Source organism: Pseudoalteromonas sp. NFXS53 (assembly GCF_056629255.1).
Genome location: NZ_JBWVBR010000004.1, coordinates 141,713 through 168,488, shown reverse-complemented (window position 1 = coordinate 168,488; position 26,776 = coordinate 141,713). Strand labels below are relative to the sequence as shown.

20 protein-coding genes are annotated in these 26,776 nt (G+C 40.5%); 9 read left to right on the top strand and 11 right to left on the bottom strand.

The window, feature by feature from the left end:
* The first annotated feature begins 87 nt into the window (after positions 1-87).
* Together AC1HJP_RS07005 and AC1HJP_RS07000 are read left to right on the top strand one after the other, a co-directional pair.
* Positions 88-1,140, top strand: a complete 1,053-nt coding sequence (locus AC1HJP_RS07005) for an aldo/keto reductase (RefSeq protein WP_480361196.1) — start codon at positions 88-90, stop codon at positions 1,138-1,140.
* 134 nt (positions 1,141-1,274) lie between these two features.
* Positions 1,275-1,787: an NUDIX hydrolase gene (locus AC1HJP_RS07000; protein ID WP_480361195.1), complete on the top strand. Its 513-nt coding sequence runs from the start codon at positions 1,275-1,277 to the stop codon at positions 1,785-1,787.
* 46 nt (positions 1,788-1,833) lie between these two features.
* Here the strand turns inward: AC1HJP_RS07000 and AC1HJP_RS06995 are convergent, their stop codons facing one another.
* Positions 1,834-3,729, bottom strand: a complete 1,896-nt coding sequence (locus tag AC1HJP_RS06995) for a hypothetical protein (protein WP_480361194.1) — start codon at positions 3,727-3,729, stop codon at positions 1,834-1,836.
* Between the two features lie 252 nt (positions 3,730-3,981).
* Here AC1HJP_RS06995 and AC1HJP_RS06990 point away from each other — a divergent pair, with 252 nt between their 5' ends.
* The gene (locus AC1HJP_RS06990; protein ID WP_480361193.1) at positions 3,982-4,167 is read left to right on the top strand and encodes a PA3496 family putative envelope integrity protein; all 186 of its coding nucleotides are present in this window, start codon (positions 3,982-3,984) and stop codon (positions 4,165-4,167) included.
* A gap of 47 nt (positions 4,168-4,214) precedes the next feature.
* Here the strand turns inward: AC1HJP_RS06990 and AC1HJP_RS06985 are convergent, their stop codons facing one another.
* Positions 4,215-6,314: a TonB-dependent receptor gene (locus AC1HJP_RS06985; protein ID WP_480361192.1), complete on the bottom strand. Its 2,100-nt coding sequence runs from the start codon at positions 6,312-6,314 to the stop codon at positions 4,215-4,217.
* A 194-nt stretch (positions 6,315-6,508) separates the two neighbouring features.
* On the opposite strand from AC1HJP_RS06985, the gene AC1HJP_RS06980 reads away from it, so the two are divergent.
* The 3 genes from AC1HJP_RS06980 (at position 6,509) to AC1HJP_RS06970 (ending at position 11,024) form a co-directional block, all read left to right on the top strand.
* Positions 6,509-7,273, top strand: coding sequence for a hypothetical protein (locus AC1HJP_RS06980; protein ID WP_480361191.1), 765 nt, complete (start codon positions 6,509-6,511; stop codon positions 7,271-7,273).
* 121 nt (positions 7,274-7,394) lie between these two features.
* Entirely contained in the window at positions 7,395-10,076 is a 2,682-nt protein-coding gene (locus AC1HJP_RS06975) for a bifunctional acetate--CoA ligase family protein/GNAT family N-acetyltransferase (RefSeq protein ID WP_480361190.1), read from the top strand.
* Positions 10,077-10,079: 3 nt separating this feature from the next.
* The gene (locus AC1HJP_RS06970) at positions 10,080-11,024 is read left to right on the top strand and encodes an ion transporter (RefSeq protein ID WP_480361189.1); all 945 of its coding nucleotides are present in this window, start codon (positions 10,080-10,082) and stop codon (positions 11,022-11,024) included.
* Positions 11,025-11,081: 57 nt separating this feature from the next.
* Here AC1HJP_RS06970 and AC1HJP_RS06965 read toward each other — a convergent pair whose 3' ends face one another.
* Genes AC1HJP_RS06965 through AC1HJP_RS06955 form a run of 3 tightly spaced genes read right to left on the bottom strand, consistent with a single transcriptional unit; the run spans position 11,082 to position 16,224 of the window.
* Positions 11,082-15,584 (bottom strand): EAL domain-containing protein, encoded by a 4,503-nt coding sequence (locus AC1HJP_RS06965; protein ID WP_480361188.1) that lies wholly within the window; start codon positions 15,582-15,584, stop codon positions 11,082-11,084.
* A 23-nt stretch (positions 15,585-15,607) separates the two neighbouring features.
* On the bottom strand, positions 15,608-16,012 hold the full coding sequence (locus tag AC1HJP_RS06960; protein WP_480361187.1) for a GNAT family N-acetyltransferase: 405 nt from the start codon (positions 16,010-16,012) through the stop codon (positions 15,608-15,610).
* Between the two features lie 5 nt (positions 16,013-16,017).
* On the bottom strand, positions 16,018-16,224 hold the full coding sequence (locus AC1HJP_RS06955; protein WP_058030613.1) for a DUF3283 family protein: 207 nt from the start codon (positions 16,222-16,224) through the stop codon (positions 16,018-16,020).
* Between the two features lie 105 nt (positions 16,225-16,329).
* Between AC1HJP_RS06955 and AC1HJP_RS06950 the strand changes: the two genes are divergently transcribed.
* On the top strand, positions 16,330-17,022 hold the full coding sequence (locus tag AC1HJP_RS06950) for a substrate-binding periplasmic protein (protein ID WP_480361186.1): 693 nt from the start codon (positions 16,330-16,332) through the stop codon (positions 17,020-17,022).
* Between the two features lie 12 nt (positions 17,023-17,034).
* On the opposite strand, the gene AC1HJP_RS06945 is transcribed toward AC1HJP_RS06950, so the two are convergent.
* The 4 genes from AC1HJP_RS06945 to zntR all read right to left on the bottom strand — a co-directional run bounded on the left by AC1HJP_RS06945 (position 17,035) and on the right by zntR (position 20,444).
* A complete protein-coding gene (locus AC1HJP_RS06945; RefSeq protein ID WP_390441584.1) occupies positions 17,035-17,277 on the bottom strand; it encodes a DUF1289 domain-containing protein in 243 nt (80 codons plus the stop codon).
* 152 nt (positions 17,278-17,429) lie between these two features.
* The gene (locus tag AC1HJP_RS06940; RefSeq protein ID WP_480361185.1) at positions 17,430-18,530 is read right to left on the bottom strand and encodes a 1-acyl-sn-glycerol-3-phosphate acyltransferase; all 1,101 of its coding nucleotides are present in this window, start codon (positions 18,528-18,530) and stop codon (positions 17,430-17,432) included.
* Positions 18,531-18,625: 95 nt separating this feature from the next.
* Positions 18,626-20,047 carry an SO_0444 family Cu/Zn efflux transporter gene (locus AC1HJP_RS06935; RefSeq protein ID WP_480361184.1) on the bottom strand — a complete coding sequence of 474 codons (1,422 nt, stop codon included), beginning with the start codon at positions 20,045-20,047 and terminating at the stop codon, positions 18,626-18,628.
* Positions 20,031-20,444 (bottom strand): Zn(2+)-responsive transcriptional regulator, encoded by a 414-nt coding sequence (gene zntR, locus AC1HJP_RS06930; RefSeq protein ID WP_480361183.1) that lies wholly within the window; start codon positions 20,442-20,444, stop codon positions 20,031-20,033. Before zntR ends, AC1HJP_RS06935 begins: the two co-directional genes overlap by 17 nt.
* Before the next feature lie 74 nt (positions 20,445-20,518).
* Between zntR and AC1HJP_RS06925 the strand changes: the two genes are divergently transcribed.
* On the top strand, positions 20,519-21,466 hold the full coding sequence (locus AC1HJP_RS06925; protein ID WP_480361182.1) for a D-2-hydroxyacid dehydrogenase: 948 nt from the start codon (positions 20,519-20,521) through the stop codon (positions 21,464-21,466).
* A gap of 163 nt (positions 21,467-21,629) precedes the next feature.
* On the top strand, positions 21,630-22,010 hold the full coding sequence (locus AC1HJP_RS06920) for a DUF3192 domain-containing protein (RefSeq protein ID WP_480361181.1): 381 nt from the start codon (positions 21,630-21,632) through the stop codon (positions 22,008-22,010).
* A gap of 26 nt (positions 22,011-22,036) precedes the next feature.
* On the opposite strand, the gene AC1HJP_RS06915 is transcribed toward AC1HJP_RS06920, so the two are convergent.
* Both AC1HJP_RS06915 and AC1HJP_RS06910 read right to left on the bottom strand, forming a co-directional pair.
* Entirely contained in the window at positions 22,037-22,939 is a 903-nt protein-coding gene (locus AC1HJP_RS06915) for a GGDEF domain-containing response regulator (RefSeq protein WP_480361180.1), read from the bottom strand.
* On the bottom strand, positions 22,940-26,671 hold the full coding sequence (locus AC1HJP_RS06910) for a PAS domain-containing hybrid sensor histidine kinase/response regulator (protein WP_480361179.1): 3,732 nt from the start codon (positions 26,669-26,671) through the stop codon (positions 22,940-22,942). It lies immediately after the preceding gene.
* Positions 26,672-26,776: the final 105 nt, after the last annotated feature.

Below are 26,776 nucleotides of genomic sequence, written 5' to 3'. Positions count from 1 at the left end.
GCTTTAAGATCAACTACACTAACTACTTAATAAAAAGTAATGTCTCAGTTTTTAAAACACTCTGAGCAATTAACTCAAGGAGCGCACATGCAATTTAGTCGTTTAGGCAGCAGTCAAATCGATGTTTCTCGTATTTGTCTTGGTAGTATGACATGGGGCTTGCAAAACAATCAGCATGATGCCGATGAACAAATCAATTACGCCCTCAGTCAAGGGATCAACTTTATTGATACCGCTGAGATGTATGCAGTTCCGCCTTCACCAGAAACTTATGGCAAAACTGAGACCATTATTGGTAACTGGCTTGCACGTCATAAAGAAAAGCGAGAACAGGTGGTGATTGCCACCAAAATTGCAGGCCCGGGCTTAAGCTGGGTTAGAAATGGCGGGCCTATTACACCCGGAGCCATTTATAAAGCCATTGATGATTCACTAGCAAGGTTAAATACCGATTACATTGACCTTTACCAACTGCACTGGCCTAACCGTCAATCTCCGCATTTTGCACAGCACAAACCTAATGGTCATAACTTTGTAGATGTCGATACGCAAGCTGAAATCGCCAGTATGGAAGCCATTCTTGAAGCATTAACAAAGAGTATTAAAGCTGGAAAAATCCGTCATTGGGGTTTATCTGACGACACCACATGGGGCATAAACACGTATTTGCGCCTTGCTGAGCAGCATAATTTAGTAAAGCCTGTATCAATTCAAAACGAATTCAGCTTATTGCATGCCAAAGACTGGCCATATTTAATTGAAAACTGCTGGCATGAAGACATTGCTTATTTACCTTGGTCACCGCTAGCCGCTGGCATGCTAACCGGTAAATACTTAAATGGTGCTCGTCCAGAGGGCAGTCGCTGGACACTGGTTCAGCGCCAAGGTTTATTCAGGGACACTGAACAAGCTGGCCTTGCCACTGCCGAATACGTGGCTTTAGCGAAAAAACTGAATATGACGCCCGCACAATTGGCCCTTGCATGGTGCGACCAAGTCAAAGGCGTGACCTCAACCATTATTGGCGCAACCAATATGAGTCAATTAAAAGAGAACATAGCCGCATTTGATATGTCTCTTTCTGAAGAAGCATTAAATGACGTAGCTGACATATTCAGCCGCTACCCTGCGCCTTTTTAATTTTTAACCCGAGTTAGATTATTTTAAGGGCTCTTTCTGAGCCCTTTTGTTATTTTCAAATATTGCCTCAAAAGCTGTAATCACACATTCTAGTCGTTATACTGACAGCCGGAATTTTATAGGTCAGTTTTTCAATGCAGTTACTCAATACACCCCCTACCAAACCCGAAGGTTCAATTTTCACTCGTCATACCGCACGCGCCATTGTTTTAAACGGCAACAACATTCTATTACTCTTCACAGAGCGTTATGACGATTACACGCTGCCCGGTGGTGGCGTTGACAAAAACGAGGCCATTGAAGCTGCATTACTTCGTGAATTACAAGAAGAAACCGGCGTTAAAAGTATTACCCAATGCTCTGAATTTGGTCGATTTGAAGAAGTTCGTGCTTGGTACAAAGACGATTTCGACTATGTGCACATCGTGTCTGATTGTTATGAATGTGAGATCTGCGGAGAGTTTGATAAACCACAGATGGAACACTACGAAGTGGCGAATGGTATGCGCCCTGTTTGGGTCAATATTGATGAAGCAATTGCCCATAACAAGCAAACTTTGGCCCAAAGCGAAAAGAAAGGTCTGTCGATTCAGAGAGAGATTTTTTTATTAGAAACAATTAAAGCACAACTAGTTTGCTCAGATTAAATTCAACAAAGCCTAGGACCTCACCGCTCCTAGGCTTTTTAATTATTTAAAGACAATTCACCTCAAAATATTCAGGTACTGTTGATATCTCTAAATCTGGAAATGCACTTACTAAAAATTGATAATCTTCGGCGTTGCTTTCTTTATGTTTAAACATCACACGTCTATGATGGTCTTCTACTCGATACCCGTTTTGCTGAAAATACGCCACAAAATCTTGATTTTGACGTGATGCAGCATTGCCACCAAATGAGAAAGAAAAGCTACTAAACTCTTTTAGGAAGAAATAAAAATGATCTAATTCAGCCGTATCATTTACATTTTCCGAAAATTTACTCTTTACTAGGGAGAACTTTTCAAAATCGGCATCTTCTGCAAGCGCGTTTAATAGGAGAGTCACTTCTTCTTGTGAAGGCGTTACTTCATCAAGCCACAAAGTAACCGCACCACCATTTTTAATAAAGATGGGTAAAATGTATAAATGCTGATTTGATAAGGTCAAATTCACAACCTTGAATTTATCTAACACTTCCTTTTGTGAATATTTATTTGCACCTAGGTATTGCTCAGACAAAAGTAAAACTAAAACATCTCTGTCTAATTGTGACACCTCTTTTTCTGCAAAATCCTCCAATGAAACAGCATCAAGACTAGAGATATTATTCTCTCTTATGTAACTTTTTATTATAGAAACTGCTTTTAGTTCTTTATTTTTTAATAAAAGTTCAATGCCCTCATTGCTATTTTTCATAGCCTGACAATACTGGTATTCAGGAGAAGACGTTAATTGTTTGATAAATGCTGAAGACTCGAACATATCAAGCGCCTGATGTTTAAATTGTCGACTCCTCCACCAACCCCTTTTCTCTTTACACAAATCAAGCTTAGCTTGGCTATCGGCAGGAAGTGTTTGCTCCGGCAAGTTTAGATTTAGGTTAATACGCTCCGGTTTTAACTCATTTGTATGAATGTAATGAACGTTAAAACCTTTATTTTTTAGGTTTACTAACGTGTCTTTGACAACTTCATTATTGAAAAATCTGAGGTCTATATGCGGGTAATAAATTGTGTCTTGTAAAATATTAGAGGCTTCTATCAGCGCGGTAACGTCACTTAATTCCTCAGATTTCAAAACTTCTGTGATGCCGAGCTCTTTCAAAATAGAAACTTGAAGCCTTGACTCATACTTACCTTGTCTTAGAGCTAAGTTAGGGTATTCAGTCAACACTTTTGCGGACAAATTGTAACGTCTCGCTTTAACTAAACCGATTGCAAGGCTTGTGAAAGGGCTAACAAAAGGGTCATTTAAAATAGCATGAGGGACGGAAGAAAGTTTTTGGCTCAATAACCCAAAAATTATTTCATCACTTTCTCCATCCACAATCGCTTTTTCAAGTTCCTTAACCTGATAGTTTGACCAAATCATTGCGAGCTCATGCTCAAAGCTTGGTAACTCATTAGCCTGCTCGGTATGAGCTAATCGACGGATAAGGTTGTCACTGCCATCAAGCTTTTTAAATACATCTTGCTTAGCATGCAACGTCTGCATAACACGAGCATTGTAATACCACTCTTGCGCTTTTTGCCAACCATATGCATCCCAAATAGCATCAGCAATATGATTGATATCATTTCCCTGTTTCATTGAATCATATGCTGACTTTTCTAAATTAGATGTAAACTTTTCCGTTAGTAGGTTCTTCTCTACATGAACATTTAGACATTCCTCTTCATTAGGTGCGTTGGCAGGAAAAGGTAAATATTTATAAACTTTTTTGGTGTCTAAATTAGCCTGCTTGGGGAGTTCTTCTATATCTGTTGCTTTGTTATTATTAGCTTGAAGTACATCGACTTGTTCCGAGAGTACCGCTTCTTGACTGCTCAAAAGCACAAAAAGAGCTACTAGAGTTGCAAAAATGCTAGTTCCAATTATTTTTTTCACCTTTATTTCCTTAAAAGCTTTTACTATTTAATTAGGTCTATCCGAAGTTTATAAAATGTAACATAAATGAAAAGATAATAGGTACAAGCAAGTATCAAAGAAAACTGATAAAACTTTTTAACTTCACGATAAAAATAAGTCATTTTTCAAAAATAAGATTTCACGGTAAATAGTCAATTGAAAACGTCAAGGCCAAACCCTTGCGCCGAGACATTCAGACAACTCTTTATTTACCTATTTTTGGAGAGCATTGTGGGTAAAACTTTTTCTTATGACGCTTTTGATGATGACTTTGATCATGACTATGCTAAAGAACATCATCGCAACAGCCAAAACTCGCACAAGCGACAAGTCAAAAGAAAGCTCGACGATTATTTAGAGCAACGCCAATTACGCAAACACCTTGGTGAAGATGACTTTAGCTATCGAGACCATTAAAACAAGAAAAGAGGCCTAGGCCTCTTTTTTGTCATAAATAACGTTAATTAAAAACGGCCTGAGAAAGTAAGCTTCGCATTAAATGGCTGGCCTACTGATGCCTGATGGGTTGAATGAGAGTTTGGGAAATAAACTTTATCTGTCAAATTCTCTAGCTTAAGCTGTAACTTATAGTCATGACTTAATTGATAATTTGCGTACATATCATAACGGGTGTAGCTAGGCAAAAATGCGCTGTTAGAGGTATTCATATAAGTTCTTCCCTGATACATAGCGCCAACCCCCACATCTAACTGCTCTGTGACCTGATATTGCGCCCAAAGTGACGCTTTATGTTTTGGTAACTCGCGTGGCGTTAGATCTGTTAACCCATCTCGATTGACTACTTCGCCTTTCAAGTTACCATAGTTGGTAGAGATAGATAAGCCTTCAGTGATCTGCCCTGATAACTGGATCTCAAAACCTTCAATATCTGAGTCAACAACATCGAGCGTTGCAGGGTCATCATCAGCGGGTTGCGGAGAGCTTTGGGTATTTCTAAAAAATGCCGTTGTGAGACTTAAACCACTGTCTAAATCCCACTTCAAACCAATTTCGTTGTTTTCGAACGTATCTGGCTTGAGTTTATCTTTGTCACCATTAATGTCAGTATACTGCTCGCCGCTACGTGGCATAAATGATTCGCTGTAACTCCAGTAAAAAGAGACATTTTCAGCAGGCTTATAAATTGCACCTAAACGCGGTGATACCTCTGTATCGACACGGGTTCTTTGTTCATTGGTGGCACTTTTCATATTCACAACAGCAATGTCAAAACGGTCGTAACGGGCACCAAGCACTAGATCAAAATGCGCATTAATCGCGATTTGATCTTGAACATAGAAAGAAGTGACTTCTAAATCGACACGGGTATCGTCGTTTAAGTCTTCTGAGAAGCTCGTCGAGACAGCTTGACCATCGGCGTTCACACCAACAAAACCATCGAGATTAAGTGGACGTGCGACACTAAACCACTCTTTATCACTTTGATTACTACTCCATACAGGATTAAAACGGTATTGATCTGATTCGGTCTCAATATATTCGCCACCGACAATCAAAGTGTGTTCAAACCCACCCGCTGTGAACTCATTTACCAAATTACTGGTAATAATTAAGTTTTCACGTGTGGTTTCATCAAGATAACCATCTAGCTGAACTTTATTTTCACTTGCGTCATAGCCTGTAGCATAAAAGTTTGCGTATACCTTGTCATAAGAGCCATAAAATACACTGACATTGGCTTTCAATGAATCGCTAAAATAATGCTCTAATGCCGTATTGAATGTACGCCCTTTCGTTGTGTGATAATTATTCTGAGGATCGGCAATCACAATATCCAATAACTCCTCTGCCGGACGCCCCTCAGAATTGGTTGGAATACCACGATCAATAAAACGTTCATGATCAATATACTCAAAAGAGGTATCTAGAGTCGTCGTATCAGAGAGCACAAACCGCGCAGTTGGGTTAATGCCGACGCGCTCACCGTCGTAGAAATCTCTATGGTTCTCAAGTGTTTCAAACATGGTATTGACTCTAAATGCCATTTCATCAGACACCGACTGGTTAACGTCTAGATGCGTGCTCGTGCCACCAAAACTATCTAAAGACAAATTGTAACCAGCAAAACTATCTGACAACTGCGCTTTTTTGCTGACACGGTTTAAAATACCGCCCGTACCACCACGACCAAACAATAGTGCATTCGGCCCTCTTAGTACTTCGACTTGCTCAACATTGTAAAGAGAGCGGTAATATTGCACATCATCCCTATGACCATCGATATAAAAGTCAGCAGTAGAACGAACGCCCCGAAATACAATGGCATCACGGTGCCCTTCACCTTGCGTAGTATTTACGCCCGGTAAATAATCAATAATTTGCCCAATGTTTGAAATACCACGTTGAGACAACTGCTCAGCCGTTAATACTGATAAGCTCTGCGGTACATCTATAATAGGCGTGGGTGTTTTAACTGAATTAGATACATCCGACGCTAAGTATTTTCCACTGACTTCGATTTTTTCAATATCAGACTGAGGATCTTGTGCCATTGTTTGATGAGCAACCAAAGAAAGCGCGATAAGAGACAACGAAAATTTCACATTCACTCCATATACAATTTTAAAAAGATTAATTAATAAATGATAATGAATAACGTTTACGCTGCCATTTGCGTTTTGGATTTATCTTTTTTCTAAAAATATACTTATCTAATTTATGACAATTTTTACCTGATAAATGAACTAATTAAACCGAATAGGTTCAAACCCGTATCTAGATTAGGGAGAGCTTTGGTGTGTTAAAAGGTTGGCAAAAATCACTGCTAGTGTCGGTATTTTTACATGTTGCTATTGTGTATTTCTTACACAAGCAATTTGTGCTGCCAATTTCACCAAAACCACAGCCTACGATGAAAACTTACCTAGTAATAGAAGAACCTGAAACTAAGGTAGAATTTGAAGCTAAAGTAGTGCCCGAACAAGCCGAACAAGCCGAACAAGCCGAACAAGCCGAACAAGCCGAACAAGCCGAACAAGCCGAACAAGCCGAACAAGCTAATGAAAACATGGCATCTGAGCAAGCACAAGTCACTTCACAACCCCCTGCCGTGCAAACAGAAATAATAGAAACGCAACAAGCGACAGAAGCAATTAAAGTGTATGACACAAACAAAAATAATTTAGAAAAACCGAGAATAGATCCGTTCAAAGCGCTCGATAATATCCGCTCAGGTGAGCATGACTATTTCTCGTCGCCACAATCAACTAACACAGCTCAATCGGTTGACCGTTTTGGCAATGGCCGTATCTCAACCCCAAAAACACACAAAGAAGCACGCGAAAATAAAGACATGCCAAAAATGGTTTATGAAGGACCAACCTATAAAGAATTCAAAAAAGGCGCGTATTGCTATAAAGAAAACCAAATAGATCCAAACAACCGTTCTATCGATTCTAGCCTGCCAACCACTTGGCAAAGCCTACCTTATAAGTGCGATAAAGATAAAATTGAAAAAGCTTTTGATGCTGCTATGGAGAAGTGGTTACCGAAGAAGCAGTGACCTCTCCAAAATAAGACTTTGGTATAAAGTCAGTTATTTAGTGACAACGCTAACTTAAATCAACTTTTCTGTGCTCTGTTACGTGTTAAAGTTATAAAAAATGTTTGGTAAGGAGCAGAAGATGAGTGTTAAGCGGATCAGCCAGTTTTTTAATCCTAAGTCAGTTGCAGTCATTGGTGCGTCAAATAATGCGGGGCGTGCAGGCTTTGTGGTTATGCGCAACTTACTGCAAGGTGGCTTTAAAGGGCCGATTATGCCGGTTTCTCCAAAGCATAAAGCGGTGCATGGTGTGCTTGCCTACAGCAACATTAAAGCGCTGCCGCAAACGCCTGATCTTGCTGTTATCTGTACCAACAAAAATACCTTAGAGCAAATCATCATCGAACTCGGTGAGCTTGGTTGCCAACATGCGATTATTATTGCTTCAGGTGCAAACCAAGCGCAAAAGAGAGTCCTTAAGCAGACTGCAAAAGAAGCAGGCGTGACACTACTTGGACCCAACTGCTTGGGCTTACTCATTCCTCACTTAGGTTTAAATGCGAGTTTCTCTCATACCGTGGCTGAGCCCGGCAAATTGGCGTTTATTTCACAATCGGCTGCAGTATGCTCAACGATTCTAGATTGGGCGCAGAATAAGCGTATTGGCTTTTCATACTTTATTTCTGTCGGCGATTGTATTGATATCGACTTTGATGAGTTATTGGACTTTTTAGGCCGTGACGCGAAAACTCGCGCGATATTACTGTATATCGATAACATTGATGACGTTCGCCGTTTTATTTCTGCCGCGCGAGCCGCTGCATTCAGTAAACCTGTGCTGGTAATTAAAACAGGCCGCACCCGCGCTGGCGCAGAAGCAGCGTATATTCATACTGGCGGCCAAAGCAGTGACGACGCGGTGTACGACGCCATGTTCCAACGTGCGGGTATGCTAAGGGTAAATGATTTACGTGAGCTTTTTGCTGCCACTCAAACCTTGGCACTTCACCCTAAACTGTTACAAGTAGAACAGTTGACCATTCTCACTAATGGTGGCGGCCCGGGCATTATGGCCGTTGATACACTTTTACAAGGCTCAGGAAAACTGGCAGAGCTGAGTGAGCAAACTCGTGAGGCATTGAATAAAGTCATTCCTCAGGCTGAGAAAATCTATAACCCCGTCGATTTATTTGGTGACTCATCACCAAAACGCTACCAACAAGCGCTAGAGATATTGCTTAAAGCGCCTGAGGTGAAAAACTTACTGATCATCCACACCCCTTCAGCGCTTGCACCGAGCGAAGAGTATGCTGAGATCATTGCCAACGCCTTAGAAAAAATTCCAAAAATGGCTCGCCCCTATGTAATGACCGTCTTCATGGGAGAGTATGCAGCATATGAAGCGCGCTATGTGTGTGCCGAACATTCAATTCCAACCTACCGCACACCCGAAGGCGCTGTTGGCGCATTTATGCACTTAGTGAGCTATCGCCGTAACCAAAAGCACTTAACGCAAACGCCTGAGTCGATCAGTAGCGACCTATTAATCAATAGCCAAGCGGCAAAGCATGAGATTGCTGAATTTATCGCTGAAGGCCATACCCACTTATCAACGCACCTTGCTCGTAGAGTTTTGTCACACTATTCAATTGAGTGTATTCAAACTGAAATTGCGCTCACACCAAGCGAAGCAAAAGAGCAAGCTGAGCGACTTGGCTTTCCTGTGGCGTTAAAGCTTATCAGTCCGTCTATTCCTTCAAAGTCTGAAGTGGGTGGCGTGGTACTGAATTTAAATGATGGCAATGAAGTCGAACAAAATGCCTTTGCCATCTTACTACGTATTAAAGAAGCCTACCCAGATGCCATTATTGAAGGCTTTTCATTGCAACGTATGGCGCCAAGAGCGGGTGCACAAGAGCTGCGTATTGCCATCAAAACCGAGCCAGGCTTTGGTCCTGTCATATTATTAGGTGAAGCGGGTACAGGTCTTGAGTTCTCTCAAGCAGCGGTAGCCCTCCCTCCACTTAATATGAACTTGGCAAAATATTTAATCGCCGCAGCGCAAGATAAAGGCGTACTAAAAGAGCGCACCTTACCCGATAAGGTCGATAAATATCGACTATGTGCCCTACTGACGCGTATTTCGCAATTATTGGTTGATCAACCTGATATTTATAATTTAGAGCTAAACCCTGTGCTTGCCAGTGAAGGACAATTTTTAGTGCTAGACGCCGCGATACAACTTCGCCCATATCAGGCCAAAGCTAATCGTAAACGTTTAGCCATTAAACCTTATCCGAAAGAGTGGGAGCAGAAGGTCACCTTAAAAGACGGCCAAGCAGCTGTTTTACGACCAATACGCCCTGAAGATGAGCGCGCCCACCAAGAATTTGATCAGTCGCTAACCAAAGAAGACAGATACAAACGCTTCTTTGGTGAATTGCCTGAGTTCAACCATGAGCAATTGGCTAAAATGACGCAAATTGATTACGACCGAGAAATGGCGTTTATTGTCTCTGCCCCGCATAAAAGCGCTTATCGCACGTTGGGTGTATCTCGGGTATTAATGGACCCTGATAACCTTTCTGCGGAATTTGCGGTTGTCGTTCGCTCAGGAAGCCAAGGCCTAGGACTAGGAAAACTGCTTATGAATGCAGCCATAGAGTATTGCCGAAGCCAAGGTGTGGGCGTTGTTGAAGGCATTACTCTGCCAGAAAATACCGGCATGATTGAGCTTTCTAAGCGCCTAGGCTTTAAAGTAACTCGTGACTTTGAAGAGGGAACCATTAATATGGTTTTGAAGTTAGATGAATCACAACAATAAATTATGCTAACAACCAGACAAAAAGTTGCAGAATTACTTGAAAGTAGCGGCCGTCACCAAAAAGCAGGTCACATACTCGATGTATTTTTGATCTGTTTAATCATGGTTAATGTTATCGCCATTGTTTTAGAGTCAGTCGCGTCACTTGCTCAGGCTTATCACACTGTTTTTCTTGTTATAGAGATTGGCTCTGTCGCCATATTTACAATGGAGTACCTAGCAAGGTTATGGTCTTGTGTCGATAAAATCGAATACAAACAAGTTAAAGGCTCAAACCTTAAAAAGCGTTTTAAATATGCTCTGACGCCGCTTGCGATAATTGATTTATTGGCTATTGCTCCTACTCTACTGATGATGTTCTTCACCTTTGATTTAAGGTTCTTGCGCGTCATTCGATTATTAAGAATATTCAAACTCACCCGTTATTCTAAAGCCATGCAGTTATTACTGGCGGCATTTAAAGAAGAAGCCAGCAGTTTAATGGCAGCCTTTTTTATTATGTCTGTGGTGCTTATCATGGCGTCATGCGGTATTTATCTTATTGAGCACGATGTTCAACCCGATAAGTTTGGCTCAATACCTGAAGCCATGTGGTGGGCAATGGCTACCCTGACCACAGTTGGTTACGGTGATGTGGTGCCAATTACACCACTAGGACGCTTTTTTGGTGGGGTCATTACTATGTTAAGTATGGGTATGGTTGCAATACCAACCGGCCTACTAGCATCGAGCTTTGCAGAGCAGCTACGTAAGCGCCGTGAAGTCTTTCATGAAGCGGTGTTACACAGTTTAATAGACGGTCATGTCGATGAAGAAGAACGTGCGCATCTTGAGGCTCTGAGAGTCGAATTGGGCTTAAGCGCAGCAGAAGCTAATCAAGCAATAAAGGTGATGACCAGCAAACGGGTGCATAGCCAATATTGCAGACACTGTGGCCACAAGCTTTAAGGCCACAGCGATATTCAATCAAAAAATATCTATTATTTAGATAAACTGCTTTCGGCCTTAAACCTTTACCTCTGAAGAAGCCTCTGGTGTAAATACATACCAAGCTTTATCTAGCATGTTTGACACATAATCACCTGTAACGGCATCGCCATAGATTGGGCCTTGGAAAATATCACAGCCTATTTCTCTGAGTTTATTAATCTGCCCAGCGTTCACTACACCTTCAGCAATACAACGCTTTTCAAGCAGATTTGCAACGCTAATAACGGCGTGAGCAATCACGGCTTGATCACCTTCTTTTTGATTAATTAGTGCAGGCGCTATCTTGAAAGCATCGACTGGCAGACTTTGCATTGAGGCCAATGATGCAAACTCAGAGCCAAAGCCATTTATATGGATTTGGCAGCCAATCGACTTGAGCTGGGTCATCAAATTTAGGGTTTGCTCTGAATTCACCACCGTCTGTGCTTCAGTGATCTCAATCACCACGTGTTCAGCGCCAATATTACAGCGCGAGATAACATTCGCAATGCGACTTAACAGGTCACTTTGCACCAAATCTGCTGCCGTTAAGTTAACTGCTAAATAAAGATTCGGGTGATGTAAGTGCCATTGTTTTAACTCGATAAGGCCAGCACTCAAGGCATGTAATAAAAGTCGATGACTGGCACCAATTTGCTTAGCCACATCATTCACATCGTCTTGAGAGTAATCATCTAATGATGGCCATTTTAATGAAACTTCGAGCCCCTCTACTTGCCGGGTTTGGTAATTCAAGATTGGCTGATACTGATTTATGAAGTTTCCTTCTTTCAGGGAAGCCATCAAGCTTTGCTCAATCGCAAAAATTCGCTCTGCACGGGTTTGCATGGCTCGCGTAAAGAATTGATAGTCTCTGCTTTTCTCATCCATTGCATGATTAAGTGCCATACGCGCTTTTTGACATAGCTCTTCAGCGTTATCTGCATCTTCAGGGTAACTTGCGACACCAATAAATGGCATAAGCTGAATGTTATGACCATCAATTAATTGTGCTTGCTCAAACTGTTTCTTTATTTTTGTAATGCATTGGGTCGCCTCAGCAGGCTCAGTTAATCGCTCCAACAACACCATAAATTCACGGCCATTCGCAAATGCGATGTTTACTTGTTGCCCAAGACTGAGTGTTAATTGTTTCGCAATATGTTTAATAAGGCTTTCAAAGAATGATTTACCGTAAATGTCATAGAAATGCTTGAGCCTGTCGACTCGTATCGCCATCACAGCTAGGCTCTGATTAATCTCTTTTTGACTGATTGCATGCTCAACCCAATCAATAAAACGGGCTTTGCCTGCAAGTTGTGTGACTGTATTGATACTTTCAAGTTGCTGCAAGGAGCGTTCTGACTCCTTTTGGGCACTAATGTCTGTCAACCCAACCACATAATTGCTCAACTCACCATTACCATCAGATACTGCAGTCACTTTAATCAGCACATGACACTGCTTACCATTGGCAAGACCAACCCGTTCTTCGCCAACAAAATATTCTGACACTTTTAACTGACTTATTTTACGCAGATAATGCATTCGCGTTGCAATTGGCAGCCCTAAGTTCAACGCAGAACTAGATTTGGGTTCTTCAACGATATTAAATGCTTGTTGTAAGGCTGCATTACAGGCTTTGATGCGCAACTGTTTGTCGAGAATAAACACCCAATCTCTGGCTTGTTCGAAGGCAGCACCAAACAACCTTGCCCGCTCAGCGAACATCTTTTCTCTGGTTAAGTTGGTATAAGTACCCGTTACACGCTCTGGCACATCATTGGTCCAAGCCATTACTTTGCCCGAGTCTTTATACCAACGCCAATGCCCCTCTTTGTGCTGCAGGCGGTAAGTGCAATTAAAATAGCCTTTATTGGTGGTCACAAATTCAAGCCATTCGAGCCTGAATAGATTACGCTCAAATGGGTGAATTTTTTGCAAATACTCGTCTAGCGTCACAGCATCATTATTGTAACCAAGCTCAGCAGTAAGTCTCGGCTGGTAAATTAAGTGGTGGTCTAATTGCCAATCCCACACCCCTGAGTCACTACTTTCAAGTGCAAGCTTTAAACGCATTTCACTATTTTGCGTCTCTTTGTGTGCCGCCAATAAAATTTGCTCAATGCGCTGCTTTCGGCGTAACCATAAAGCAAATAAAACGGTGATAATAAAGACATAGCTTGCAATTGCCAAAGGCGAGCGCCAAATAGGGTAATTCACTTTAATGCCGAGCGAAGCCGGCGGTGTGTAATCTCCGGTAAGTGGATCTTTCGCCCACACTTTCAACTGGTAGCTACCTGGGTTTAACTTTGGAAATACAACCCGGTTATTACCTCGGGTTAAGATCCTTTGTCCACCTGAAATTTGGTATTCGTAGACGATGCGATCTTGGTATATAAAGCTCATTGCAGAGAAAGACACTTCAAGGCCTATGTCATCATGGGCTAATTCTATTTCCTCAAAAACCTTTAAGCCACTGTGCGTCAACTTTCTAGACATGAGTTCAACCGAGGTAATATTCACTCTATCTAACAAGTTTTTCTTAGGCCTATTGACCTTTGGATCAAACATAGTGAAGCCTTTCACCGATCCATAGGCTATATTTCCGTTTGCTAACTTTAACGCAGCACCACCGTTAAATTCATTACTGAGTAAACCATCTCCTGTGGTAAATTGCTGCAAGTGAAGGTTATCAGGGTCTAAACGCCAAATCCCTTTGTGAGAAGACATCCAGATCATGCCCTCATCATCTTCTTGCATACCGTACATCAAGGTGCCAAGGTTATTCTCTTCTAAATTTATGGTGTGCACTCTTTCAGAGCTTTGTGGGTCAAGGCCGATTAACCCGTAATTCGAAAGTGACAGCCACAGAATATTGTTTTTATCTATCATGTAAGACTGCACGATAATGGGTATATCTTGATGTGCGTCCGGTACTGCATAAATAACATGTAATTTATTGAAGATAGGATCAAATCGGTACAAAGTTCCGCCTGTAAAAAACAACGGATGCGTTGGGTGGCTTGGTAAAGGCTTTAAAAATGAAAAAGACAAAAACGGGTCAAACTGTTCAAATTCCCCTTCTAGTTTGTGCAGCTTTTTATCATTGATACTGTACTTAAAAAAGCCATGCTCTGCGTGAATAAAGTACACAAATCCATCTTCAGACACATAAACGCCATAAAGCCTATCTTGCAGAATTTTGGTTTCTTCTTCGTCACGCCCTGTCAGTTGTGTTGCTTCGCCTTTGACTGGATCATAAACAAAGAAGCCTCGATTTGTTTCTAGCCATAACTTATCTTCATACAAGTGAAGCGTATATATTGAAAATTCAGGATAGACATCTTCACCTAAATACCCTTTTAAAAATATCTGTGTTTCATTTTTTTCAGGGTCGTAACGGGTGAGGCCATCATTGGTTGCAGCCCAAATATAGCCTCCAAGCTCCACCATTCGCCAAACGGTATTATGTGAAAACCCCGACCCTTGGGTATTCAAACTGCTGACATTTTTAAAGCGGTCAACTTGCTCTGAAAGATAAAACGCCCCGTCACTTTTCGTTGCTAACCATAAGCCATCGTGATTATCTCGCACTATTTCCATAATGCTGCTATCAGCAAGGGTAAACTCACTGTTTAGCAGTCTTTGATCGCGTACTCTTTGCCCTGTTTCTGGCCAAAAATGTATTAACCCCTTATCTGTAGCTAGGAGCAAATGATCGTCTTGAGGCTCGATATCCCATACATTAATATCAGCAAACAATGTTTTGTATTGCCAATCAAATGACCCGCTTGCAAATTTTTGCTCAAGGTCGCTAATATCTATTTCATATAACCCTTTCACCGCCCCCAACAATAGGGTGTTGGTATCTTTCAGATAAAGTCGCTTAGTATTGGACTGATATTCATGTGTGACTTCGTCAATGTATGTTATTTTCTGAAGTTGTTTTGATGAATGCTGGAATACAAACGCACCATCAGTGGTCGCAATAAAGAGAAAATCGCCATGATTAAGCAACGCCCTAACAAAAGTGCGTTGTTCTAAAACAGGCAGCTGGATCTGGTCAACAATTTCGCCCGTATCAACCTGCATTAAAGCCACATTATCAAAACGGCCTAACCAAATATGGTTATCATCTTTTTCTAAAATTTGGTTTATTGAAAAATTGACATAGTCTTCTTCCGTTTTTGGGGCTGGAAAGTAATTTCTATAACTGTCTGATTTCACGTCGTAGCTGAAAAAACCCACATTTTGCGTCGCTATCCAAACCCTTTCTTGAGAATCTTGATAGATTCGATTTAGAACGACTTCTTCAAGTACCCCTTCTGGACCTGACACATTGAGTACTCGATAGCCATCGTATCGATTTAAGCCAGCTTCTGTCGAAAGCCATAAAAAGCCTTGGCTATCAAGTAACAAGGTATTTACGTAACTTTGTGATAAACCTTCTGCAGGAGATAAGCGGCTAACGCTAGCATTTACGACACTGCTGCATACCAGTAATATCCAAAAAATGACAATGCTTATTAGCCTCATGTTATCTCCTTCCTTAATAGCCGCTAGGGCTGATACTTCATGGCGATGATATTGCGGCCCTGCTGTCGATAAGCGTTGAGCATACACGCTAACTCTTCTGGTAAGGCTTCGACACAGGTAAATTGAACAGCACGGTAAAACCCTTCTAAGTGAGCGTATGCAAAGGTAAATATGGGCTGAGTGTGCTGAGATAAAACCTTAAGTATGATTTGTTTTGCAATACCTTGACCGCGATACGCCTCAGCAACAAACAAAGTCGATAAAAATAACTCGCCCGCTCTATTTTGAATACGACACGCAGCAACAATAGATTGACTCTTAACTACCCACACTTCATCTTGTTTGTTAGCACGACCGCGAACATTATGAGCTTGATAAAACTTATTCACCAAAGGAATGGCGATTTGCTCTAAGCGCTCAACCTTCATGGAGGTTAACCTGCCAACATCATGCTGAGGTAGTATTCAAACTTTTGCTTTAAGATTTGCTGTTCCGAAAGTGGGCGATTATTGATAGTATCGTAAATCGTTTCACGAGAATTCTTACCACGTTTGATTTGATAAGCCCAAAATGAGGCTTCGTAATCGAGTTGAATTTGGTATTTTTCTTGTCTAGGTAGGTTGCACAAGTTGTAACTCATAACGGCTTCACTAAATTAAATACATAATAATCAGACTGCGTACCATACTATTTTTAGCTATAGTTCGCTATATTTTACAAAACAGTGAAATAAGATATTTAAGGAATGAATTTGTTTTTGGTACACAGAAGTATATTTTTGCTGTTACTCTTTTCATCATTTATTCAAGCTAGCACAGATAAACTCACTTTTAATCGCCCTGCTGATACTGCGCAATCAAGATATGTTGTGGAGCTGATATCACTCGCCTATAAAGAAATAGGGGTTGAAGTTGAGCTAATAGACTTTAACCGAGACAGTGCGCTTGTAGCCGCTAATGAAGGGGTGTTAGACGGACAATTAGCTAAAATATCAGGCTTAAGTAACACCTATCAGAATCTATTACGTCTTGATACACCATTATTAGATTTTAAACTCAATTTAATCAGCTTTTGTGACGACTGTACTTTGTCTGATATGCCTTCATTGGTTATCCATTCGACTTATCCTGCAGCAGCCAAGTATCTTGAGTCTACCCCATATAAGGGTCAGCTTTATAAAGTGAAAAGTGTTTCGACACTATTGAATTTATTGATGCAAAAACAAGTGTCTGCGGCGCTTGTCATCGGTTTTTATTTAGACCCTTATATGCAAAAACTGCACAACTCTGGCATCAAGCTCACAACCTTAGACTCACAATATGTATACCATTACCTTCACAAGAAACACCAACACCTAGTACCTGCACTGTCTGCAACGCTGCTACAGTTTAAACAATCAGGTAAAATGCGCGAATTAAAGAGTAAACATAATTTATAAACAAAAAAGATGTTAGAAATCAAACGGAGTTTGCTGCTCGCTTTGATCATCAGATGATTTTTTCTTACTGGCTAGATAGCGTTTATAGCGTTGCTGGCACAAGGCTATCACTTTTCTTTTTTGTTGATCGGTCAATGTATTCCAAGCAAAACGCTCCTCTCTACTGCGATAACAACCTTTACAGTAGCCGCGATTATTGACCTGGCAGATCCCCTTACATGGACTGGGGATCTCAAAAATCTCGATTTGTTCCATCAACAAAAGTTAAAAATGTATGGTATTTAATCTATTTTTAGATTTTTTAACCCTCTGTTGTCAACAATATAAATTGAAAGATCAGAGTTCGAGCTTTAAGCATGCAATAAAAAAGGGAGCTCAAAAGCTCCCTTCCGTCAATCAAATAATGTTTAGACAAATTCGCCTTTGCGCTTTAAAGGCTCTGCGTACATAGCCAAAATCTGTTGGTGTAATTCGCTTGGAATAGTCTCAAGTCGAGTTTGAAACTCACTCTTAAGTTCTGCAGACACCGTTTCTTCTTGGCCACCTGCAATGTAATTTGTTGAGTGTAAGTAATACTGGCTGATAATTTGTTTATCAATACTGGCTGCCAGCGCTTCCGGTGTATCACACTCTTCTGTTATCGGCAAACCGAACGAAACATGAACATGACCTTTGTCTGAGCGCATACCTTCAATGATACTCTCTATGTCTTCACCTTCAGCTTTTACATACTCACCATGGGCTTTTTTATGAACAAGCTCTTTGGCCTTAGCAACGGCACAAGGCTCGTATTGATAAGAAATCGACACTGGAACGATTTTTAACTGCTTTACGTAGTCTTCAAAAGACAGCTTCAAACGACGACCTTGCAGTTGCAGCATTTTTAAAAGCGCAGGATCAGTTTGATCCACACCATCTTTGGCTCGGCCTTCTTTTTGTGCAATCCAAATTGAATTACCCGTATCTAAAGAGTCGTAGATGTAAGCAGAAAGCTGGCTCAATGCTTTGAGCATTTCTTTTGGTGCTTTCACTGAGCGCTTAACGATAAAGCTCTTGTTTAAACGCATGAGCTCATTGATATAAGGCACTTGTAATAAGTTATCGCCTATAGCAATACGCACCGTTTGCATATTATGCGAGTGCAAGCCCCAGTTCATGATGGCTGGATCTAAAGCAATATCGCGGTGGTTTGAGATAAATAAGTACGGGGTAGATTTATCGAGCTTTTCTAAACCAGAAAAAGTCACTTTACTGGTTGTACGCTTGATTAATAACTCTAAATAGCCCGCTACTTCTTGCTGAACTTGTTCAACGGTTGCGATATTGCCCCATTTCTTTCGTAGTTGGCTACGCACTAGAGGTCTTGCAATGAAAGGCCATTTATTTAACCAACTTGGCGCATTATGCTTGGCGATAACATCAATAAAGTCATTGTCTTCTAGAAGACGAGACAGCGCGGCTGGGACTTCTTCATCATTGTAAGGTCTTATATCTGCGTATTTATCCACAAAACTACTCATTGTTACTGGGTAAAAAAAACGTCGTATTTTATCTTGCTAATCAGTCGGATGCTAAGGTTATCAACTCCGACCAGATAAGCCCATCATTTCATTCGTTGTTTTAACGATATCAAAACTAAACGCAACATTAAAATCAACAATATCACCCCCAAACCTTGAGTTAACCAACTCGGCATTAGCTCATGTTCCATGCCATGGGCTGGATTAACTTCAAAGCCAAACTGCTCGACTAAATAATCGGTTAAAAAACCAAAAGTAATCGCCACCCCAATCACACCTGTTAAGTAGGCGCTCACGGCTCGTTTTCCTAGCTCGGTTGCAACCACACCCAAAGTGGCAATGTTGGTTGCAGGGCCTGCTAACATAAATACCAATACGGCTCCCGGTGATACACCAGCCATTAATAAGCCTGCAGCAATTGGTGTAGAAGCCGTCGCACAAATGTACATAGGTATACTCACCAAAATCACCACAACCATTGCCAATATGCCATCGCCCCATTGACTCAAGAATGAGGTCGGTACATAAGTTTGTACTAGCGCAGCGAAAAACAGTCCTATCATCAGCCACCCCATAGTGTCACTAAGTAGCTTATTACAACTAAAGTGAACGGCTTGTTTTATCTTGGAGAAGAAAGACGCTGCTTGCTGCTCATCTTTTTTACTTTCGCAACACGATGATCCGTTGTTCACAGGCTGTGCTGGGAGCTCTGTATCACAACAGCTTGTCGTTTTTTCAAGTAACGCTTCGCTACTATTTACGGTGACATGATCTGATGATGTTGTACAACAAGCTGTTTTTGTACCAGTTACAGTTTCTGCTTTTTGACTACTACAGCTTGATTGCTCTTCTAGTTTCTTCGATCCACAACAGTTTGTTGTCGCGGGTTTTTCTTCTTTCTTTAAAGTCACTTCATCAGATGACATTGAGCAGCATGATGCTTTTGGCTTTGTTACTATTTCTGCTTTTTTACTACTGCAACTTGTCTGCTTATCTGTGCCATCCTCAACATCACCTGGCTTAGGAGCGCAACAGCTTGTACTCATAGATACTGAATTTTCAGATGCAGCAATTTCAATCTCTTTATCTAAGTTCTTTGTTTCAGACCCTTTTTCTTTGCCAACCAATAAACCCGCCACTATCGCGCTCGACACAGCGGCTATTGGCCTGATAATCGCCATAAATGGCCCAAGTAACACATAAGACACTGACACCGAATCTACGCCAGTTTCTGGTGTAGACACTAAAAACGCCGTGGTGGCACTTTTTGAGCCACCAGCCCTTCTGAGCCCCACCGCAGCAGGAATAACACCACAGGAACACAAAGGCATTGGCGCACCAATTAAAGCCGCTTTAATGGTCGTCCACACACCTTCTTTGCCTAAGTGCTTTTGTAAAAAGTTTTTAGGTATGAAGATATTTAAAAGGCCTGCCAGTAATAACCCCAACATTAACCAAGGGGCTGAAACTAAAAATAAAGACCAGAAATTAGATAACAATGTCATCCGCTGCCTCCAAGGTAGTTAAAATTGAACAGCCAGTCGCAAGCTCAGAGCCGCCACAACAAGCATCTGCCAACAATGATAGAGATTTTTCGAAACGCTGTAATTCAGCTATCTTATCACGAACAATTTGTCTTTTTTGCAAAGTGAGTTGTTTCACTTCGCCACAGCTGTGATGTTGCTTTTCTACCTTAATTGCTAGCAATTCTTGAATTTCTTTAAGGCTAAATCCGACTGCTTTTGCTCTTAAAATAAACTGCATTTGTTTTTCATGTTTAGGACCATAAATACGATAACCTGACTCACTGCGTTCACTAAAACTCAGTAGGCCATGCTTTTCGTAATACCTTAAAGTATCCTTACTAATATCTAAACGCTTTGCTAATTCGCCTATTTTCATCTTACACTCCCGACTTATTAAGCACATTATAAACCTTTGAGTAAACTCCAAGGTCAACAGAGCAGATTAAATTTATGAAGATTGTCTTACTTGATGCCGCCACACTCGCCAATACTGACCTAGTACCTTTGTCGGCTCTTGGTGAATTGGTTACATATCAAAACACGAACAAAGAGCAGGTACTTACTCACTGTAAAGATGCAGACATTGTAATATCGAATAAAGTGGTGCTAGACGCTACAACCTTAGCTGAATTGCCTCATCTAAAACTCATTTGTGTTGCTGCGACTGGCACTAATAACATTGATCTTGATGCGGCTAAAGAATTGGGCATTCGTGTTTGTAACGTCGCGGGTTATTCAACCCCATCAGTCGTGCAACATACTTTTACTCTACTTGGCAACTTAATGACTAATATTCACCGCTACCAGCAAGATTGTGCGAATGGTCTTTGGCAACAAAGTAATATGTTTTGTCGTCTTGATTATCCGATCACTGAATTGTCGGGTAAAAACTTTGTGATTTTTGGTCATGGTAGCTTAGGACAAGCGGTTGGCAAAGTTGCTGAAGCATTTGGCGCACAGGTCATTATTGCTGAAAGACCGAACGCTACTGATATTCGCCCTGGCCGAACAGCGTTCATCGAAGCGTTAAAGGTGGCCGATGTGTTATCTATTCATTGCCCGCTTAATGATGAGACCCGAAATTTATTCAATAGGGAAACCTTAGGTTTGCTTAAGCCTACCAGCTTTGTGATCAATACAGCCAGAGGCGGTATAGTTGATGAAGCGGCTTTAGTTGAAATTCTGACAAATAACCAAATTGCAGGAGCAGGCTTTGATGTATTATCTGTTGAACCTGCACAAGCAAACAATCCCCTTGCCAATTATCAAGGTCACAATTTAATACTGACCCCACATACAGCTTGGGCGGCGAAAGAATCTATTGAACGATTAGTGAAAGAAATCGCAAATAATATTGTTAACTTTAACAATGGCAGAGACAGTAATGTTGTTGTGTAATTAGCTAAAAGTTGGTGAATTACCCTAAAATTTAGAAGGGTCAACACTTAAAAATCTGTATAAAAAACAACAGGCAATTGTAAAATAAAGACTTTTAAAGTTGGCAACAATATTGCTCTAATAAGAACAAATTATCTGAAACGAATTTTTAAGGAAATCTACAATGAAAAAATTATTACTTGTTGCTGCGCTAAGTGCACCATTACTTTCAGGCTGTATTGTGGCTGTTTCTGATGATGGCGTTGAGCCAGGCTGGGCGTCAAATCACAACGGTAATCGCTGGCAGTATCAGCAAGAAGAAAACCGTAAAACTATAGCGAGCCTAGACTTAGGTGCCGACTACAACCAAGTACTTGGTCAATTCCCAACACCTGACTTTACAGAGTTAGTGAAAAAAGATGAAGGTGTTTTCAAAGTGATTTACTTTGCAACAAACAGCAAACACTCTGATGGCAAAGTAACAAAAGACGAATGCACGCCACTGGTGTTTAAGGATGAAAAGCTAATTGGTTTTGGTCAATCAGCACTACTGCAAATTTTATAAGTATTTCATTAAGCCGTTAAACTCTTTTAACGGCTTAATATTGTTACCCTTTCTTGTTGCATATGTGACTTCACAAGCGCGTCATCAGCAATCTTCAATACATCCTGATCACTACCATTAAAATCCTTCTCTATGTTTACTATGCCAATACTAATGCTGACATGAGCGCAAATTGGCGAGCTTTTATGAGGGATTTTCAACGCATCAATAACATCATGCATATGTTTTGCAAACAGTGAGATTTGCTCTTTATTTTTACCCTTTTGTAGCGCTGCAAATCGCACTCCATCATATCGAGCAACGAAACCATCATATATATGACTGCTCTCATTCAAAGCTTGGGCGACTTTAATTAAACACTCATCACCCGCTGCATAACCATAGTTATCATTAAATTCTTTAAAATAATCTATATCGACTAAGAATAAAGAAAAGGGCTCATGGCTTTGTGAACAATCCTGCCAATAGCTGGCTAAAGTTTCGTCTAATAATCGACGATTGGGGATCTCTGTTAGACCGTCAATCGCAGCCAGCTTTTCGAGTAAATCATTCTTTTGCTTAATCGCTAAGTGATTCTTCACCCTTGCTTTTACAATGACTGGACTAAATGGCTTGGTAATATAGTCCATTGCGCCCATTTCAAGCCCTTTAGCTTCATCGTTGTAACTGTTACTCGCAGAGATAATAATGAATGGAATAGAATAAGTACTCTGCTTTTCTTTTAACTTTTCAAGCAAGTCATAGCCACTCATACCTGGCATACGGATGTCTGAAATAATCAAATCAACCGTATTGGATTCTAGAAAACTGACCGCTTGTTCACCACTTGCGCACAGTGAGATACTGTACTCATCAGACAAGGTGTTCTCTAATACGACACGATTAAGCGGATCGTCATCTACGATTAAAATATGCGCACTTTTTGCCATTTAACACCCACTTGCTCTATTTTTCAGAAACGCTTGTACTTTTATTAATTGCGTTTCAAGCTCAACGACTAACTTAGGGTTTACTAATTTTTGTTGTTGCTTTAACTCTGCTTCTAGCTGTTTCGCAGCTTCTGCTAATTGTTCAAACCCTAACCCAGCTGATGCCCCTTTAATACTATGCGCTAATAAAATCATTTCTTTAGTCTCTACATTTGATTTTAATTGCGCTATGTATTTCTCGCACATCTCAAGAAACTTTACCATCATATTATCTAAAAATGTGGTTTCACCCATCATTTGCTGAAGCGCAAAAGCTTCGTCAAAAAACTTACGTTGTGGCTTTACATGCTTAACCAATATTTTCTCTAACTCTTCAATGGTTACAGGTTTATTAATATATCCCTGCATCGAAGAATGCAAATATTCTTGTTGAGAAGAGATTTCTGTATTTGCAGTTAGGGCAATAATGGGGATCTCATTTAAATACTGATAATCATTGAGTTGCTTTGCTGCTTGGAAGCCATCGACTTCTGGCATATGAATATCCATAAAAATAATATCGGGCCTAAGGTTATCGACCGCATCACAAATATCTTTTGCCGTTTGACTGACAACAACACTGACGCCCAATTGCTGCAATAAATTTTTAGCGATTTCTAAGTTTATGTCATTGTCATCGACCACATAACATAATGCACCTTGATAACCGCTTTGAGGCTTTGGATTATTAGCTTCATACTCAAGAGACTCAGGTAACACTGCCACTTCTTGAGGTTTGAAAAATATATCTGATAAGCACGATTGAAGAAATGCCCCTTCTTCACAGTGCAAAGATATGTCTGCCAAATCTATGTCGTTTACTTGCGGCTCTGCTTGGTTCACATAAATGCGTCTAAGGCCTGTCATTGAGCTCAAAAGAGTAAGTGGTAACTTAGGTAAACTGCCTTTTTCAACAATCAAATAACGACTATTATCTGGCAGTACATCCGCTTCTTGTATTGTGCATATACCAAAATCTTCAAGTAAATTAGGCACTGCTACGCCAAAATATACACACGATTTAGCGACTTTTACATCTGAGGACAGCTTTTTATTCAGAGTGAGTGAGAAGTAAAATTCACTGCCCTTACCTAACTGACTCTGTAAGGCGATTTCGCCCCCCAATAACTCAACTTCATGTTTTACTATGGCAAGCCCTAAGCCTATTCCTTCATGTTCTCTAGACAGGCTATCATCAACTTGGGTAAAGGCATCGAATAGTTTTATTTGGTCACTTTCTTTAATGCCTATGCCTGTGTCTTTAACAGAAAATTGAATGGTTTGTGTCTCAGCATCAGAGTTAGTGAGACTCAGCGCAAAGCTAACCGTGCCTTTTTGTGTGTACTTCACAGCATTATTCAATAAGTTCAACAGAATTTGCGTAAGCTTTTGTTTATCACCATATAAACAAGGCCATACATCTTCATCAACTTTAAATGAAACTGCTAGCCCTTTTTTGTTTGCCAACGGTTCGATTAACTCTTGAAGATTTTCACAGAGTTCACTAACAATAATGTCGTTATTTTTTATGCTCACTTCATGACTTTCAACTTTGGCAAAATCCAAAATATCATTCAGCATCTCTAACAAGGTTTCAGCGGCATGCGTGACAGTGTCTAGGCGACTTTGCTGCTGCTTCTCTGTAACAGCCCGTTTTACCATGTCAACCAGCCCAATAATAACATTGAGTGGGGTTCTGATTTCATGGCTTAAGTTGGCAATAAAACGACTTTTGGCTAGTGTGGCTCTTTCGGCTTCCATCCTTGACGTAGTAATTTCTGTGATATCTTGAATATGGATCACAAAATACTTTGGCATTTCTTCACTGTCGCATACCAAAGACACACGCAAATCGAGAAACGGATAGTTTCCAGATTGTGTCAAACTCAGCTGATCAACAGACTGTTTGTGCTTTGATAAATGCTCTAATACCTGAGAAATTTGCTGATAATTCTCATAACCAAATAGTGTAGATACGTGCTGCCCTTGTTTATTACTACACCCTAAATAACGCTCAGCGGCCTTATTTAACATCATTACAGTGCCATCTACTTTTACAAGCGCGATCCCATTAGGTGCATACTCAATAGCAGATTTAAAGTTAGATTCAGACACTTGCAAAGATTGCAGTGCTTTTTGGTGCTCAGTAATATCACGTAAAACCCCGACACACCCCATTACACCTAGTTGTTCACTGAAAAAAGGCGCGACCGTAACAAAGTAAGTACTATTCTCGACACTCATTTGTTGAGATAAGGGTTTGTGCTGCTCTACAACTTTTGCTTCGATATCCGTTATTGCAAGGAAATGTTCGTCAAAATCATTAAAGTCTTTGCCAAGCAAGTTTAGCTTACTTGTTTTGAGCAAGCGTTCGAAAGATCTATTACAGCCAATCAATACGCCATCTGTATTCTTATAATAAATGGCATCTGGCACCGCATCTAATACCCCTTTCAATACTGCACTTTGTCGCTCTTTATCTTGCCCTGCAAGCTCCAGAAACTTCTGCTTCTGTTGGAGTTGATCAGTGAGCGTTTGATGATCTTCTTTTACCCTTGAAAATAACTGTGCGCGACGTTGATGAATGGTTTTAATTTGTTTAAATTCAGACAGCCAAAGCTTAGGCACAATATAAGTATTGGAGTGATTTTCGGGCTGCTGAATAAATGAGAAAAGCTCCTTCAATGGTCTTACAAATATTTGTTCACAAAGCCAGTGCAAGGGAAAGTAAGTTGCTAAAATAAATAATAAAATGAAACTAAATTCTAGCCCTAGACTATAAATAATAGATTCTGCAAAGCCTTGCTCAGACACACTCATAACGACATCAAGCGAGCGCGATGCTTCACTTTTATAAAATATAACCCCGTCTTGCCATGGTGCAATTTCACCTTGGTCTGGATAAAAAGGCTCGCCCAATGACAAGTCTGTAATTAAGTTCCGATGTAATTTATCGGTTAAATAAACTTCAGCTTTTGGTTGTGATTTGTCAAAGAATAATGCCTGGAACTTGCTCGCATCAAAGATCATCAATGTATGAGCACGTGAACTTGAAATACGCTGATTAGAGAACGCAAAGTAACTTTTACCTGCTATTTCCAATCGCTGACTGACAATAAATTTAGAAGGGTCTGTATTTACTCTAAAGCTACCTGAAACAATTTTACTCAAAAGCTCACTGTTCTGAGTATGCCTTCTTTTGACAAAAACTAGACCACTATCACTGACGTAAGCTATTGCTTCAAGAGGCTCAAGCAAAGCCAAAGAAGTATTAAACACGCCACCTAATGCCATTACTTTTTGCCAATATGGATGCGATAAATCAACACCTGTTAAATCACCATAGCCGACCAACTCACCAAAGTGCTTACCTAAAGATTGATAATAATAATTTGAATGACGAATAATGGGAGAGGTTTTAGGTTGAGAAAACTCGTAACTAAGAGGTTGCTCTAAGCTCACATTAACGGCGAGAAATATATTATCAACGGCCATCAGCGTTTTATCTAACTGGCTATTAAGCCGTTCATAGTGGGTTTCGAACTGAGTAAATGTTTGTTGCAGTTTAAGGTTATACAAGTGCAATGTCAGTGTTGCTGCCAGCATAATCGTAATCGCAAGCGCAACCCAAAATGCACGTCGGTAAAATTGCAGCGGTGATGTGGTTAGTTGTTCATCCGTGTGCATCATCATGCACAAATTCCTTTGGGGTAATGATCTAAGTTAATACTAGCAAGCAATCTTACTTAATGGTGACTTTTTATCATTAATATATTTACAATTTTATACATGCCAAAC